The organism is Mycobacteriales bacterium (genome assembly GCA_035995165.1).
In the GTDB taxonomy this organism is placed as follows: Bacteria; Actinomycetota; Actinomycetes; order Mycobacteriales; family CADCTP01; genus CADCTP01.
The window spans coordinates 1-15,769 of the sequence record DASYKU010000030.1 but is presented as its reverse complement, the minus strand read 5'-3'; the positions used below and the strand labels follow the sequence as shown (position 1 = coordinate 15,769).

Annotated in this window: 13 protein-coding genes and 1 pseudogene; 6 read left to right on the top strand and 8 right to left on the bottom strand. The window is 71.1% G+C overall.

The genetic code is table 11. The annotated features are described in order from the left end of the window. The 5 genes and pseudogenes from VGP36_05490 to VGP36_05470 form a co-directional block, all read left to right on the top strand. Positions 1-466 (top strand): FCD domain-containing protein (locus VGP36_05490; GenBank protein ID HEV7654178.1); only part of this gene is annotated, 466 nt, incomplete at its 5' end. Between the two features lie 7 nt (positions 467-473). Continuing rightward, positions 474-1,709 carry an MFS transporter gene (locus VGP36_05485; protein HEV7654177.1) on the top strand — a complete coding sequence of 412 codons (1,236 nt, stop codon included), beginning with the start codon at positions 474-476 and terminating at the stop codon, positions 1,707-1,709. Positions 1,710-1,764: 55 nt separating this feature from the next. Then, positions 1,765-3,258, top strand: coding sequence for an ethanolamine ammonia-lyase reactivating factor EutA (locus VGP36_05480; GenBank protein ID HEV7654176.1), 1,494 nt, complete (start codon positions 1,765-1,767; stop codon positions 3,256-3,258). A 28-nt stretch (positions 3,259-3,286) separates the two neighbouring features. After that, positions 3,287-4,396, top strand: coding sequence for a hypothetical protein (locus tag VGP36_05475; protein HEV7654175.1), 1,110 nt, complete (start codon positions 3,287-3,289; stop codon positions 4,394-4,396). After that, positions 4,393-5,619 (top strand): annotated as a pseudogene (locus VGP36_05470) (MFS transporter). The gene VGP36_05475 and the pseudogene VGP36_05470 overlap by 4 nt, the downstream one beginning before the upstream one ends. Positions 5,620-5,634: 15 nt before the next feature. Here VGP36_05470 and VGP36_05465 read toward each other — a convergent pair. From VGP36_05465 to VGP36_05430, 8 genes are all read right to left on the bottom strand, one after another. Continuing rightward, a complete protein-coding gene (locus tag VGP36_05465) occupies positions 5,635-6,744 on the bottom strand; it encodes an ABC transporter ATP-binding protein (protein ID HEV7654174.1) in 1,110 nt (369 codons plus the stop codon). After that, entirely contained in the window at positions 6,738-8,075 is a 1,338-nt protein-coding gene (locus VGP36_05460) for an MmgE/PrpD family protein (protein ID HEV7654173.1), read from the bottom strand. Before VGP36_05460 ends, VGP36_05465 begins: the two co-directional genes overlap by 7 nt. Before the next feature lie 11 nt (positions 8,076-8,086). Beyond that, positions 8,087-9,841, bottom strand: a complete 1,755-nt coding sequence (locus VGP36_05455) for an iron ABC transporter permease (protein ID HEV7654172.1) — start codon at positions 9,839-9,841, stop codon at positions 8,087-8,089. Between the two features lie 116 nt (positions 9,842-9,957). Then, positions 9,958-11,004, bottom strand: a complete 1,047-nt coding sequence (locus VGP36_05450; protein ID HEV7654171.1) for an extracellular solute-binding protein — start codon at positions 11,002-11,004, stop codon at positions 9,958-9,960. 117 nt (positions 11,005-11,121) lie between these two features. Then, positions 11,122-12,189 (bottom strand): mandelate racemase/muconate lactonizing enzyme family protein, encoded by a 1,068-nt coding sequence (locus VGP36_05445; GenBank protein HEV7654170.1) that lies wholly within the window; start codon positions 12,187-12,189, stop codon positions 11,122-11,124. A 150-nt stretch (positions 12,190-12,339) separates the two neighbouring features. Then, on the bottom strand, positions 12,340-13,023 hold the full coding sequence (locus tag VGP36_05440; protein ID HEV7654169.1) for an aspartate/glutamate racemase family protein: 684 nt from the start codon (positions 13,021-13,023) through the stop codon (positions 12,340-12,342). Beyond that, positions 13,020-14,402 (bottom strand): MmgE/PrpD family protein, encoded by a 1,383-nt coding sequence (locus tag VGP36_05435; GenBank protein HEV7654168.1) that lies wholly within the window; start codon positions 14,400-14,402, stop codon positions 13,020-13,022. Before VGP36_05435 ends, VGP36_05440 begins: the two co-directional genes overlap by 4 nt. Before the next feature lie 15 nt (positions 14,403-14,417). Continuing rightward, positions 14,418-15,170, bottom strand: coding sequence for a hypothetical protein (locus VGP36_05430; GenBank protein HEV7654167.1), 753 nt, complete (start codon positions 15,168-15,170; stop codon positions 14,418-14,420). A gap of 215 nt (positions 15,171-15,385) precedes the next feature. Between VGP36_05430 and VGP36_05425 the strand changes: the two genes are divergently transcribed. Continuing rightward, positions 15,386-15,769 (top strand): GntR family transcriptional regulator (locus tag VGP36_05425; GenBank protein HEV7654166.1); only part of this gene is annotated, 384 nt, incomplete at its 3' end.

Sequence of the window (15,769 nt, the reverse complement as noted above, 5' to 3'; positions counted from 1 at the left end):
ACGGCTCGGCGCGGGTCTGGCCGACCTCATCAACCTGGCCCCGGTGACCGCGGTCGAGGTGACCGAGGCCCGGCTGGTGTTCGAGCTCGGGATCATCCCGATGATCGTGGAGCGGGCCACCGAGGACGACATCGAGGACCTGCGGGCGCTGACCCGCGAGCACATCGCCGCCCTGCGGCGGGGCGACTACACGATGGCCAGGTCGGCCGAGTTCCACAACCGGGTCGCGGCCTGCACCCACAACGCGGCCATCGAGATGCTCGTGCACTCCTTCCACGGGCCGCTGCTCATGTCATTGCGGGAGGCCTCGACCGCCGCCCCGCTGATGGGCCAGCGCGGCACGTACGAGCACCGCGACCTCGTCGAGGCGATCGCCGAGCGGGACGCGGCGAAGGCGACCGAGATCATGCACCGGCACCTCAGCCGGACACAGCGCCGCCTCGCCCGGGTGAACGTCCAGGCCTGACCGGACGGTGACCGCAGCAGCCGACGCACCCGCCGCCGCGGGAGGAATGTTCTCCTCGCTGCGGATCCGCAACTTCCGCCTCTACATGACCGGCCTGACCGTCTCGGTCGCCGGCAACTGGATGCAGAACGTCGCGGTCGGCTGGCTGGTCCTGCAGCTCACCCACTCCGGTGCGATCCTCGGCCTGGTCACCGCGGCCCGGTTCGCACCGCTGCTGGTGCTCGGCGCCTGGGGCGGCCTGGTCGCCGACCGGCACGACAAACGCCTGCTGCTGCGGGTGACCGCGGCGGCCCAGCTGCTCGTCGCGGCCGTGCTCGGCGTGCTGTCGATGACCCACGTCATCACGATCTGGTCGCTGACCGCGCTGATCCTCGTCGCCGGCATCGTCGACGTCATCGACACCCCGTGCCGGCAGGCGTTCATGAACAACATCGTCGGCCGGGACCGGATCGGCAACGCGATCGCGCTGAACTCGGTGCTCATCAACGGCGCCCGGGTCATCGGCCCGGGCATCGCCGGCTGGGTCATCGCCACCGCCGGCGTCGGCCCCTGCTTCCTGCTCAACGCGGCCAGCTTCGCCGCGACCTTCCTGGGCCTGCAGCTCATGCGCGCGGACGAGCTCATCCCGACCGCGACCGAGACCGCGACCAAGCGGCAGATCCGGGCCGGTCTGGCCTACGTCAGGAACACCCCGGAGCTGCGGACGCCGCTGCTGCTGGTCGCGGTGGCCGGCGCGTTCGCCTGGGAGTTCCAGGTCTCGATCCCGCTGTTCACCTCGGACACCTTCCACGGCGGGGCGAGTGAGTTCGGCTGGGCGCTGTCGGCGATCTCGGCCGGCTCGATCGCGGGCGGGCTGGTCGCGGCCCGCCGCCGTACGGTGCTGCTGCGGTCGGTCGCGATGTCCGCGCTGTTGTGGGGGATCGCGATCGTCGCAGCCTCGCTGTCGCCGACCCTGCCGGTCGCGTACGTGCTGCTGGCGCTCGTCGGGTCCGGCGCGGTCACGTTCAACGCGGCGTCCAAGACATTCCTGCAGATCGCCGCGAAGGACCAGATGCGCGGACGGGTGATGGCGCTGTGGTCGATCGGCTGGCAGGGCACGACCGTGCTGGGCGCGCCGGTGGTCGGCTTCCTGGGCCAGTTCGGCGGCCGCTACGGCCTGGCCTTCGGCGGCATCACCTGTGCGGCGATCGCGGTGCCGGTGCTGCTGGCCCGCCCGAAGGTGACGACAGCAAGGTCTATCTAGGTTTAAGGTAAGACCGTTTGGCGATGACGCCGGCCCGGACCTGTCGGAGGTGCGCGTGCACGACGACGACGGGCACCCGCATTCCCACGCCGAGGAGATCGACCACCACCGGTGGACGTCCGGCGTGGCCGAGGACGGGCTGGAGCAGCACACGCTGCGCTCGGTCGGCATCGACATCGGCTCGGCCACGTCCCACTTCACCGTCTCCCGGCTGGTGGTGCGCCGGCGCGGGTCGGCGCTCTCGTCCGAGTTCGTGGTCAGCGAGCGGGAGACCGTGTTCCGCAGCCCGGTCTGGCTCACGCCGTACCGGTCCGGCTCCTCCGCCGGCACCGAGATCGACACGGACCGGCTGCGGGCGATGTTCGCAGCCGGCTACCGGGCCGCCGGGATCGCCCCGGCCGACCTCGAGGTCGGCGCCGTCGTCATCACCGGCGAGGCACTGAAGAAGGCCAACGCCGAGCCGATCGCCCGGATGGTGGCCGACTGGTCCGGCCGGTTCGTCTGCATCTCCGCCGGCCACAACCAGGAGGCCGTGCTGGCCGCGCACGGCTCCGGTGCGGTCGCGCTCTCGGCCGCGGCCGGCTCGACCGTCGTCAACGTCGACATCGGCGGTGGCACCACGAAGTTCGGCGTGGTCCGCGACGGCGTGGTCAGCCACGTCGAGGTGATCGGGGTCGGCGCCCGGCTGGTCGCCTACGACCCCGGCAGCCGGGTGGTGACCCGGCTGGAGGACACGGTCCGGCCACTGCTGGACCGGCTCGGTATCGCCCTGGAGGTGGGGGCGACACTGTCCACAGCGGACGGACGCCGGCTCGGCGACCTGATGGCCGCGGAGATCGTCGGCACGCTGATGTCCGATCGACGCTCTCTCACGCTGGCCACCGACGGTGGCGTGATGCCGGACCCGGTGGACATCGCCGACCTGGTCGTGTCCGGCGGCGTCTCGGAGTACCTCGGCGACAGCCCGCCGGCGGAGCTGGGCGACCTCGGCGCCGAGCTGGGCGCGGCGCTGCGCCGGCGGCTGGGTGAGGCCGGGCTGGCCGGGCTGGTCCGCACCGGGCACCAGCGGATCCGGGCCACCGTGGTCGGCGCCAGCCAGTTCACCATGCAGGCCAGCGGTCAGACCGTGTTCGTCTCCGACGAGGCGCTGCTGCCGGTCCGGGGCCTCACCGCGATCCCGGTGGACCTGCGCACCGACCGCTCGACCGGTCCGCTGTGGACCGCGCTGCGCCGGCACGACCTGACCGACTGGCACGACCGGCTCGCCGCCGTGCTCGACCTCGCCACCCCGACCGACCACCGGACCCTGTCCGAGGTGGCCCGCTCGCTGGCCGAGGTCGCGAGTGGACACCCGCTGTTCGTGGTGCTCCGGCACGACATGGCCCGCTCGCTCGGCCGGCTGCTGGTCTCCGAGCTGGGCTGGAGCGGGCCGCTGGTGGTCGTCGACGGCATCACCGTCGACGACCTCGACCACCTGGAGATCGGCCGGCCGATGGGCCGGTCCGGCTCGCTGCCGGTCACCGTCACGTCCCTGGAGTTCCCATCCTGACTCCCGCCCCGACCAGAGAGGACCTCGGATGAGCGCATCCGCCGAGCCGCGTACCCGTTTCGCCTACGACGAGTGGATGGAGGCCCAGGGCGTCCCGGTCTACCGCGGCTACTTCGTGCCGGACATGCGCTCCGTCCCGTTGGGACGGTGGGAGGAGCGGGGCTGCGACGCCGCGTTCGTCCAGCTGGTCGGGCAGGAGGGCGTGAGCGAGGCCCGGATCACCGAGATCCCGCCCGGCGGCACCCTCCCGCCGTACCGGATGGCCGTGGACGAGCTGGTCTACGTCGTCTCCGGCGGCGGCGCCACCACGATCTGGCCGGACGGCGGGAACAAGCACACGTTCGAGTGGACGGACCGGGGCATGTTCCTGGTGCCGCCGAACCGGTGGCGGCAGTTCTCCAACCTGCGCGGCGACCAGCCGGTGCGGCTGATGTCCTATACGTACCTGCCGCTGGCGATGTCGGTGGTGCCGGACCCGGACTTCTTCCTCGGCAATCCCTACGTGCCCAAGACCTCCGGGGTCGAGGACCTGCAGGCGATGTTCTCCAAGGCCAAGCTGATGCCGCCGGGTGAGGGCCTGCGCTGGTTCAACGGCAAGGGCAAGGGCGTCGCCTACTGGTACGGCAACCTCTTCCCGGACATGAGCGCCTGGGACGAGCTGGACGTCAACACGGGCCGCGGCGCCGGCGGCCGGACCGTACGGATCCAGTTCGCCGGATCGGACATGAGCTGCCACATGTCGGTGTTCGACGCCAGGACGTACAAGAAGGCGCACCGGCACGGGCCCGGCCGGGTCATCGTCGTCCCCAACGGGGAGGGCTACTCGGTGATGTGGCCCGAGGGCGGCGAGCGGGTCGTCGTGCCCTGGCAGGAGGCGGCACTGTTCGTACCCCCGGACCGCTGGTTCCACCAGCACTTCAACCTCGGTGCCGGCCCGGCCCGCTACCTCGCGCTGCACCCGCCGATCCAGTTCGCCGGGTACGCCGAGAAGGTCGAGGACCGCGCCCGCGACCAGATCGAGTACTCGGACGAGGAACCCTGGGTCCGGAAGCGGTTCGAGTCCGAGCTGGCCGACCGGGGCCTGTCCACGCTGATGCCCGAGCAGGCGTACGCCGACCCCGGCTACGTCTGGAAGTGAGCCTGCCGGGGCACGTGCGCGGGTACCTGCACGCGACGTTCGAGTCGCTCGGCACCCGCAACTACCGGCTCTACTTCGCCGGCCAGTCCATCTCGGTGATGGGCACCTGGATGCAGAAGGTGAGCCAGGCCTGGCTGGTGCTGGAGCTGACCAACTCCGGCATCGTCCTCGGCCTCACCACGGCGATCCAGCAGCTGCCGAGCCTGCTGCTGACACCGTGGGGCGGGCTGCTGGCCGACCGAGCGGACAAGCGCACGATCCTGCTCTGCACCCAGACGCTGGCGATCCTGCCGGCGATCTGCCTGGGCGTGCTGACCGCCACCCACAACGCCCGGGTCTGGATCGTGCTGGTGCTCGCCTTCGCGCTCGGCTGCATCGAGGCGATGGACAAGCCGACCCGGCACACGTTCGTGGTCGAGATGGTCGGCCGCGACCACCTGACCAACGCGGTCGCGCTGAACAACATCGTGCAGAACGCGGGCAAGGTCGTCGGCCCGGCCGTCGCCGGCATCCTCATCACCACGCTCGGACTGCCCTGGACGTTCTTCCTCAACGCCGGCTCGTTCCTCACGGTCATCGTCGGGCTGCTGCGGATGGACACCAGCAAGCTGTCCCGGCCGATCCCGGCGCCGCCGGAGAAGGGCCAGCTGCGGGAGGGCCTCGGGTACGTCCGGGGCCGGCCTCAGCTGCTCGGCCCGCTGGTGCTGATGGCGATCACCGGCACTCTCGGCTACAACTTCAACGTCGTGATCCCGCTGCTGGGGGCGCAGACCTTCGACGGCGACGCCAGCACGGTCGGCTACATGTACACGGCGATGGGGGTCGGCGCCATCGTCGGCGCGTTCGCGCTCGCCAGCACGCTCAAGGCGACGGCCCGGCGGCTGCTGCTCGGCGGGATGGGCTTCGCGATCGTGCTCACCGCGACCGGCCTGGCCCCGACGCTGGCCATCACGCTGGTGCTGCTGTTCGTGCTCGGCTCGTCCAGCGTCTCGTTCCGGTCGGTGGCGACCTCGCTGCTGCAGCTGAACTCGGCACCGGCCATGCGCGGCCGGGTGATCTCGCTGCTGGTCGTCGCGATCGCCGGCACCACCCCGATCGGCGGTCCGCTGATCGGCTGGATCGGCGAGGAGTGGAGCGCCCGGGTCGCGTTCGTCATCGGCGGGGTGAGCACCGCGATCGCGGTGCTCGGGACTCGTCTCTATCTCGCGCGACGGTCGCCTGTGGACGATCCGGCGGGCTCAGTTGGTGGGGATGAGCCGGCACCACTTCGTGGGGAGCTTGACGAGGACCTGCTCCCCGACCGGGACCGAGACCTCGGGGTTGGAGCGCATCCGCAGGACCGACTCGCCGACCCGCAGCTCGTGCTCCATGACCTCGCCCAGGAAGCCGCGGCCGACGACCTCGGCCTTCCAGACGCCCGGCCCGCTGCCCTCGTCGTCGGTGACGATCTGCAGGTGCTCCGGGCGGATGCCGACCGTGACGTGGTCGCCGACGGCAAAGGCTGACGGCGAGGAGACGATCAGCTCGCCGGCGGCGCCGGACACCCGGTACTCCCCCGGCTCCTCGACCGCCGTGATGACGCCCTCGACGAAGTTCGACGTGCCGATGAAGCCGGCCACGAAGTGCGAGACCGGGTTGGTGTAGATCTCCCGGGGCTTGCCCAGCTGCTCGACCTTGCCGCCGTTCATCACCGCGATGCGGCTGGACATCGACAGCGCCTCTTCCTGGTCGTGCGTGACGTACACGGTCGTGATGCCGGTCTCCCGCTGCAGCCGCTTGAGCTCGAAGCGCATCTGCTCCCGCAGCTTGGCGTCCAGGTTGGACAGTGGCTCGTCCAGCAGCAGCAGCGGCGGCTCCATCGCCAGCGCCCGGGCCAGCGCGAGGCGCTGCTGCTGGCCGCCGGACAGGTCGGTGGCCGGGCGGTCCATCAGGTGCTCGAGCTGGACGACGCCGAGCACCCGCTCGACCCGCTCGCGGATCTGCTTGCGGCTGGGCCGGGTCTTGCGGGACCGGACGGTGAGCGGGAAGGCGACGTTCTTGTAGACGTTCATGTGCGGCCAGATCGCGTACGACTGGAAGACCATGCCGAGGCCGCGCGCATTGACCGGCACGTCGACCTTCTTGGCCGAGTTGTAGAGCACCCGGCCGTTGACGGCGATCCGGCCGGAGGTCGGCCGCTCCAGCCCGGCCACGCTGCGCAGCGTGGTGGTCTTCCCGCAGCCGGACGGGCCGAGCATGGTGAACAGCTCGCCCTCCTCGACCGTCAGGGTCACGCCGTCGATCGCGAGCACGTCCGCGCCGCCGGACTTCACCGGGAAACGCTTGTAGAGGTCCTCGATGGTCAACATGGCGCGGCCTCTCTCGGCGAGCGGGTGAGTTCCAGCAACGAGCGGACGTCCACGGTGGACTCGAGGACCGCGTCCCGCAGCCGGGCGACGCCCTCGGCGTCGAGCCGGCGGGACGCGCAGTCGGCGAACTTCGCGATGATCGGGCCGGCCGTGCGGAGGTCGGGCTTGCCGTCCGCCTCCTCGACCAGCACGGTGCCGTCGGCGAGGCGGATCGTGACCCGCTCCGGCCGTCCCGCCGGCGCGGCCTGCGGGTCGTGGGTCACCCTGGCCATCAGGGCCCGTACGGCCGGGTCGTGCAGCCGGGTGCCGTCGACCTGGTCCAGGCCGAGCGCGCCGTCGACGAGCGCGATCGCCAGCAGGTACGGCAGGCTGTAACCGGTCGCGATCGCCTCCTGCGGGTCCGGCCGGCGCAGCGAGAACTGGTGCAGGTCGGCCTCGACCGCGACGACCTCGGCCGGGTCGACGCCGTGCTTCTCCCGCAGCCGCAGCACGATCTCGGCGGGCACGTGGCTCGGGCTGCAGGCCGGGAAGTTCTTCACCCCGATCTTCTGCGCCAGCTCGTACGGGTCACCCAGGCGTTCCAGCGGCTCCCACTCGGCCTCGCCGGGCAGGCAGATCGCGCCGACCAGGCCGAGCTCGCCCTCGATCGCCTCGGCGTCGGCGGTGAAGCCGCGCTCGGCCAGCAGGGCCGCGGTGACCCCGGCGTAGGCGCCGTTGCCGGCGTGCAGGGCCTTGGTCATCGTGCCGAGGTTGCGGCGCAGGCCGGCCGAGCTGGAGCAGGCGATCGCGATCGCGTGCCGGGTCCGCCCGGTGTCCAGGGCGAGCATCCGGCTCGCGGCGACCGCGGCGGCGACCGGGCCGACGACGCCGACCCGGTACCAGCCGCGGTACGTCGGGCCGAGCTTCTGCTTCCGCTTGGCCTCGATGATCGAGCTGAGCCGGAAGCCGCACTCGCGCCCGAGGACGTACGCGGCCAGCAGTTCGGCCCCTGAGGACCCGCGCAGCTCGCCGATCGCCAGCGCGGCCGGGAGCACGTGCGTGGACAGGTGGCCGTGGTCGTCGTAGTCCAGCCCGTGCGCCAGCGTCCCGTTGGCCTGGGCGGCGATCGGCGCAGCGGCCCGGATCCCGGTGCCGAGCACGTGCGGGCCGTCGTCGCCGCCGACCGCGGCCGCATAGTCCTGCACGATCCGGCCGATCGGGACGTCCAGCGCGGCCAGGCTCACCCCGATCGTGTCGAGCACGACGAGCCTGGCCGCGTCGGTGACCGTGGCCGGCACGTCCTCGAGTCGCGTGTGGACGGCGAAGTCCGCGAACCGCTCGGTGGCGCCCATGTGTTCCCCTCTCACGCGGTCGGCTTCCCGCCGATCTTCTGGAACACCAGCACCAGCGCGGTCAGGCCCACGATCATGCAGACGGCCAGCGCGGACAGCACGGTGTAGCTGCCGTTGGTGTAGAGGTTGTAGATGAGCACGGCCAGCGGGATGTTGCTCTGGCTGGCCAGGATGATGGCCGAGGACATCTCCCGCATCGAGACGATGAAGACGTAGACCCAGGCCGCGAACAGGCCCGGCCGCAGCAGCGGCAGCAGCACCCGCCCGAACGTCTGGTGCCACTTCGCGCCGGAGACGCTGGCCGCCTCCTCCAGCTCCGGGTGGATCTGCACGATGCTCGCCGACGCGGCCCGCATCCCGTACGGCAGGAAGCGGATGACGAAGGCGATGATGAGCACGAAGATCGTGCCGTAGATCTTGATCGGCAGCGAGGCGTACAGCTCGATCATGGCCACGCCGAGGACCAGGCCGGGGATCGCGATCGGCACGAAGGACATGACGTCCAGCAGTTGCCGGCCCCTGATCTTCGTCCGGACCGAGATCCAGGACGCGACCGCGGACAGCAGCACCACGATCGTCGCCGCGCACAGGCCGAGGATCAGGCTGTTGCGGGCCGAGGCGATGGCCACCGAGTTGTGGAACAGCTCACGGTAGTTCTCCAGCGACAGCACGCCGAACGCGGCCTTGCTGGGCGCCTGGTAGAAGGGCAGGAACGACGACCAGATCATCACCAGCGTCGGCAGCGCGAACAGCGCGAGGACGTAGACGAGCGCGAACGCGAGCGCGCCGAACCGCCAGCCCCGCAGGTCGATCACCTTGGGCCGGAAGCCCTTGCCGGTCACCGTGCTGAAGCTGTTGCGGGCCAGCAGTCGCAAGTAGATGATCACGCCGACGGCGCCGATGACGAACAGCAGCGTCGCGTACGTGCCGACGACGCCCATGTCGATCGGGAACGTGTTCAGCGCGAGGTATATCTGGCTCGCCAGCACGTACACGTGGGCGGGCTGCCCGAGCATGGCCGGCACCTCGAAGCCCTCGATGGCGCGGACGAAGCCGAGCAGGAAGGTGGAGGCGATCGCGGGCAGCAGCAGCGGCAGCGTGATGCGGCGGGTCAGCGTGAAGACCCCGGCGCCGCAGGAGGCCGCGGCCTCCTCCAGCGAGGCGTTCATCGACCGCAGCGCCGCGGACATCAGCAGGAACGACAGGGAGCTCAGGTGCAGCCCCTCGACGAACATCATTCCCCACAGGCTGTACACGTTGAACGGCGCGTGCCCGACGTGGAAGATGCCCTGGAACCAGGTGTTGAGCAGGCCGATGCGCGGCGAGGCGAGCAGCACCCAGGCGAACGTGGACAGCGAGCCCGGGATGATCAGCGGTGCCAGGGCGGCCGCGTAGAACAGGCGGCGGCCGGGCATGTTGGTCCGCTCGACCAGCCAGGCCAGGATCGCGCCGACCACGGTGCCGAACACCGCGGCGCCGATCGCGAACTCGGCCGACCGCCCGATCAGCGACCAGGCCGTCTTGTTGGACAGGATCGCCTTATAGTGCGAGACGGTCGCGATGCCGGCCAGGTTGTGGAAACTGTCCCAGATCATCATGCCGACCGGCACCAGGGTCAGGTACGCGATCAGCAGGGCGATCAGCAACGGCAGCCCGAAGGACAGGTCGATGCGCCCGAGCCGGACCCGGAAACCGCTCTTCTGCTCGGGCTCCGTGCCCGGGTCGGGAACGGGGTCCGTCCGCTGCTGCTGGTCTGTCAGAACCATGTCGGCTGGTTTCCTCCGCCTCGGCGACCGGGCCGGCGCCTGCGCGCCACGAGAAGGACGGCGCCGCCGGGGCGTCCCGCGAGCAGGGAACGGGGACGACCCGGCGGCGCCGTCAGTCAGCCACCGCCGACGACCGGACGGCCGGTGGAGGTGTAGTAGAGGTTGTTGTACTTGGTGAAGTTCTTCATGACCTCGTCGCCGGCGATGACTGCGTTGTAGCTGTGGTTCGCCAACTCCTTCTCCCGCGGTTCCACGGTGTTGTTCACCGGGACCCGGTAGGCCTTGACGACCGTGTCCTGGCCGGTCTTGGAGATGAGGTAGTTCGCGTACAGCCGGGCCGCGTACGGGTGCGGGGCCTTGGCCGCCACCGCGCCGGCGCCGTAGTTGCCGTAGAGCGGGTCGGTCTTGACCCAGCTGATCGGCGCGTCCTTGGCCATGCTCTTGGCCACGGTGTGCAGGTTGGAGGAGATCGCGATCGGGCACTCGCCGGAGACGACCGCCTGGACGAGGTTGGTCTGGCCGCTGACCATGCGCAGCTTGTTGGTGGTCAGGTTCTTCCAGTACTGGACGGTCGCGTCCTCGCCCTGCGTCTGAACCATGTCGGCGAAGACGGAGACCTCCGTGGGCTCGGCGCAGACCTTGCCGGCGTACTTCGGGTCGGCGAGGTCGGACAGCGACTTCGGGACGTCCGCCCCGGTGATCAGCTTCGTGTTGTACGTGATCGGCTTGAGCTGCACCCGGTAGCCGACCCAGAAGTCGTTCTTGTACTTCGTGTCCACATTGGACGCCTCCGGCGGCGCGTATTTCGCCAGCAGGCCGGTCTGCGACATCGTGTACATCGTGTTCTGCTCGGTGTCGAGCACGTCGACGTTGTAGACGCCGGAGCGGGCCTCGGTCTGCATCTTCGAGGCCGACTGCTCGCCCTGCTCCTGGAAGTACTTCACCTTGATGCCGGGGTAGGCCTTCTCGAAGCCCGGATACATGTCACCGCCGGTGTCGGCGGCGTAGAGGACGAGGGTGCCCTCCTTCTTGGCCCCGTCGTAGAGCTGCTGGACGGTCATCTTGCTGTAGTCGACGCTGCCGGCACTGGTGCCGCCGCCGCCGGAGCTCGACGAGCCGCAGCCCGCGAGCACGAGCGTGGCCACGGCCGACGCGGCCAGCACGCACGAGGCGCGAGCCGTGGATTTCCGACTAGCCATAGGGTTCCTCCGACGCTGGGGTACTGCCCTGGCTGTGCGGCGACAGCCCGGTGCGGGGACGTGCGTGGAATTCGGTACGGATCAGGCCCAGATGGCCGGCGGCATCCCGCCGAGCCCCGGATGGCCGTCACTGCGGGCGTACGGTCCGGCGTGGACGACCCCGCTGACCTGGTCGTCGACCAGGGCCGCGGACTCGCCCACCTCCGCGTAGACGTCGATGTCCGGTGTGGACAGTGCGAGCCGGGTCAGCGCGCTGTCGACGATGCCGGGAGCGGCGCAGCCACCGAGGTGGACGCCGATCCCGACGGCCGCGCACACGTGCGCGACCCGGATGCACTCCGCGACGCTGCCCATCTTGGTCAGCTTCAGCGAGATCATGTCGGCCGCGCCGGCCTGCGCGACCGCGACGACGTCGGCGACGCTCTCGACCATCTGGTCGGCCATCAGCGGCACCGGGATCGCCTTGCGGACCAGGGCCATCCCCTCGACGTCCTGGTACGGCAGCGGTTGCTCGATGCAGTGCACCCCGAGCTCGCCGAGGGCCCGGCCGAACTCGACGCCGCTGTCCCGGTCGTAGGCACCGTTGCCGTCGACCATGATCGTGACATCGTCGCCGAACGCGGCCCGGACCCGGCGGACCCGGTCCACGTCGCGCTCGACACCCTCGCCGACCTTGAGCTTGAATGCCCGGACGCCGGCCTCGTGCAGGGGCCGGACCGCTGCCACGATCTCCTGCGGGGCCTTGATGCCGACCATCCGGACCAGGTTCACCCGGTCCCGGACCGGCCCGCCCCAGAGCACCTCGGCCGGCAGCCCGGCGAGCCTGCCGATCAGGTCGTGCAGCGCGAGATCGACGGCGATCGAGGTCCGGGAGTGGATCGAGGCGGGCAGCGCGGCCAGGACGCCGCGGGCGTCCTGGACGGAACGGCCCGCCAGCGCCGGCAGCACGATCCCGGTCAGCTGCGCGACGATGTCGTCGGCGGTCAGCCGCCGGGGGTGCGACGCGGTGGCGCCGACCCCGGTCATGCCGCCGGCCTCGATGGCGACGTAGACGGCGCCGACCTCGTCGGCCTTGTAGGACGAGGTCCGCCACTGCGGGTCGACACGCTTGAGCGTCCTGCTGCGGACCCTGATCGCATCGATCTTCATGGGGGCTCCTCGGCGGGGTGACGGCGCCCGTGGTCTGGTGGTCGAAATGTATGACCATTATCACGGAGCCGTCAAGAAATGTTTCGGACTCGTCATAGGGAAACTGATGGCTCGCGCCAGCGTTGGCGCGGCACGCGCCTCCGTACCGGTTCAGTGCCTGGCGGCGACCAGCGTCTCGGCCGACCGGACCGCGAGCAGCGCCGGGTCCAGCACCGGCACGCCGACCCGTCCGGACACCTCGGCGGCGGACACCCGGACCGGGATGAACGCCAGTCCGGACGGGCAGATCACGTCCGCCCCCCGCTCGACCAGCCGCTGCGCCGCGGCGACGAGCGCGTCGGTCATCGCGGCCGGGTCCTGGCCTTCGTACTTGCCGATCGCCCGGTTGATCGGCTCCAGCCCGACCACCCGGTCGGCCAGCCCGAGCCCGCGGACCTGCTCGGCGTGGTGTGCGATCGAGTCGGTGCCGGGCACGGTCATCCCGATCCGCCGGCCCAGGATCGCGCCGGCCCGCAGCGTCGCCTCCCCCGGCCCGATCACCGGGATGGACACCCGGGCCCGGGCGTCCTCCAGCCCGGGGTCGGAGCAGCAGTGCATGATGACCGCGTCGTAGCCCTCCCGCTCGGCCTCGGCGACGCGGTCGGGGTAGAGCACGCTGTGCTTGGTCGCGGCCTGCGCGGTGCCGAACTCGTACGCCTCCTGCTTGTCGGGCAGGTAGCCGATCTCGAGCTTGGTGCTCGGCGCGCAGTACGGCAGCCAGGTCTCGTAGCGGGCCTGGTCGGCGCCGCCGGCGTACCGGGCGCGGGACCCGTTCATGATGAGCAGCAGCCTCACGACCGGCCCTCCAGGGTGTGGGTGAGCAGCCCGACGAGGCCGCGCACGTCCGGCAGCCGGTCCAGCGACCGGACCGCCTCGACCACCGCGGTCGCCCCGCTCGCGCCGAGTACCGGCTCGGCCAGCGAACGGAACTTGTCCTCCAGGTCCGCGTCGCTGACGGGATTCCTGGGGTGACCGGGGAAGTAGATCGTGGTGTCCTCGAGCTCCTGGCCGGAGCGCAGTCTGATGTGGACCCGGGCCGGGTTGGCCCCGGGCCAGTACGCGGACAGCTCCGGTTCCGGCGCGATCCGGGTCCGGTCGACGACCGCGAGGATCCGCGGGTCGGCCAGCCGGTCCGGGCCGAACTGGTCCGCCTGCAGCCGGCCGTCGACGAGCGCCGCGGCCAGGCAGTAGAGCACGCTGTGGTTGGCGGTGTCGCGATTGCCGGGACGCCGGCGGGCCTCGACGTCGCCGGACTGGTTGCGCCAGTCCCGCTCGGCCAGGCTCAGCGTGATCGCCTCGATCTCCTCCGGGCCACCGATCCGCGGCCGCAGCCGCAACGCCGAGCCGGCCGCGGACTGCGCGCACTTCACCGCGTTGTACTGCTTGGTGTAGGCGTCCAGCACCCGGAACCGCTCGACCGGGGCCAGCAGCACGTCCTCGTCGTACGTGCGGGCCACGCCGGCCAGGAAGCCGTCGTCGCCCTCGTACGCGCTGAGCTTCCCGCGCATGCCGGCCTCGGCCAGCAGCGTCGCGGTCACCGCGGACTGGGCCACCATGCCGTCCACACAGGACTTGCTCGGTGCCATCTGCCCGCGCCCGCTGGCGTCCAGGGTCGGGCTGTGCACGGTGGAGATCGCCAGCGCGTGCGCCAGTTGCTCGCTGTCGAGGTCGAGCAGCCCGGACAGGGCTGCGGGCACGGCCATCCCGAGGTTGCTGCTGCCGCTCCAGCCGTGCGCGGTGATGTCCGGGTCGCCGCTGGCGATCTGCAGCCGGATGTCGACCTCGTAGCCCAGCACGATCGCCCGGGCCAGGTCGGCGCCGGACCGGTGCCGGGCCTCGGCCACCGCCAGCGCGGGCGGGATCACCAGCGAGGGGTGGCACGGGTACGGGCCCGGATGCCCGTCCATGTAGTCCAGGTAACGCAGCGCGGTGCAGTTGGCCAGCGCGGCGTCGGCGGCGGTCGCCCGCCGCTGGTCGCCGGCGAGCGTCGCCGCCCCACTCGAACTGCCGACCGCGGCGTAGACGGAGCGGACGGTCGGCGCACCCGATCCGCCGAGCATGTTCGCCAGCCCGTCCAGCAGCCGGCGCCGGGCCTCGTGGACGACCTCGTCGGGCAGGTCGCCGGGCTTGACCGCGGAGACGACCTCGGCCAGGCGTTCCAGGACTGTCGGCACGTCGCCTCCTCCAGCTCAGCCGACGTGATCGGGGAAGTCGCGCAGCAGCCGGCCGAAGCCGTCCTGCGGCGTGGTGGTGCCGAAGTGGTGGAGGATCTCCCAGACCACCGCGGGCGTGCTCGCGATGACCGGGACCTTGAGGTCCTCCTCCAGCTCCTCGATGACGTCCATCGCCCGCAGCCGGCCGCCGGCCATGTAGAGCGCCTCGGCCCCGGGCGAGGCCCGGAACGCCTCCCGCCCGACCCGGTAGGCGGTCTCGCCCGGCAGCCGGTGGATGCGGGTCAGCTCCTCGGTCAGCCCGTACGAACCGACGACGGTGAAGCCGGCCGCCTCCAGGAACGCGATGAGCTTCTCGTTGCGGGCCTGGTACGGGCTGGCCAGCGCGATCTTGCTGATTCCCAGCGCCCGCATCGCCCGCATGGCCGAGGTCGTCGTGGTCGTGCCGGGCCGGCCGGTGGCCTCGGTGATCCGGTCGATCAGCGCGAGGTCGGAACCGGGGCCGCCGTGGGTGACCATCGGCGAGCTGTTGATCGCGAAGTACTCGGCCCCGTTCTTCGCCAGCAGCTCGGCGCTCTCGATGAGGCGGCCGAGCGCGGCGTCGGTCTCGGCCGCGGACTGGTCCTTCTTGCCCAGCGTGGTGAACAGGAAGCCGTAGCCGTCCGGCACGAGCCGGTAGAGGTCCAGCGGCGTCGAGTGCAACATTCCGTACGAGTGGATCCAGCCGACGAGCGCGCGCCAGCCGAACTCCGCACCGGTGCGCATCGTCATCGTCGTCTCCCGCGTCCCTCGGTGCCGGTGCGGCTGACTGTATGAAGGACTGACCAATAGGTCAATGTCCGCAGTGTTACCCCGGGATTGCGCTGCGGGGCGCGGGGCCGCCGGTGACCGGGAGTGGGTCAGGTGTGGACTTACCGTCTATCCTTGCCGCCAACACAGGGGAACCCGCCCGGCCTGAGCGGGTCGCAACGTGAGGTGGTGGCCCGGTGCCCGTACGGGAGTCGACCGGGGATGCGCGCGACGGCATGTTCACCGCCGTCTCGCCCAACCGCATGTCCGAGGCGATCGTCGACCAGATCAAGTCGCTGATCAGGTCGAACCGGCTCAAGCCCGGGGACAGGCTGCCCTCGGAGCGGGAGCTCTGTGAGCGGCTCGGCGTCAGCCGGGTCACCGTCCGGGAGGCGCTGCGGATCCTCGAGGCCGGTGGCCTGGTCGAGATCCGGGTCGGCGCCCGCGGCGGCGCGTTCGTCACGACGCCGTCCTCGGAACGGCTCGGCGCGGGTCTGGCCGACCTCATCAACCTGGCCCCGGTGACCGCGGTCGAGGTGACCGAGGCCCGGCTGGTGTTCGAGCTCGGGATCATCCCGATG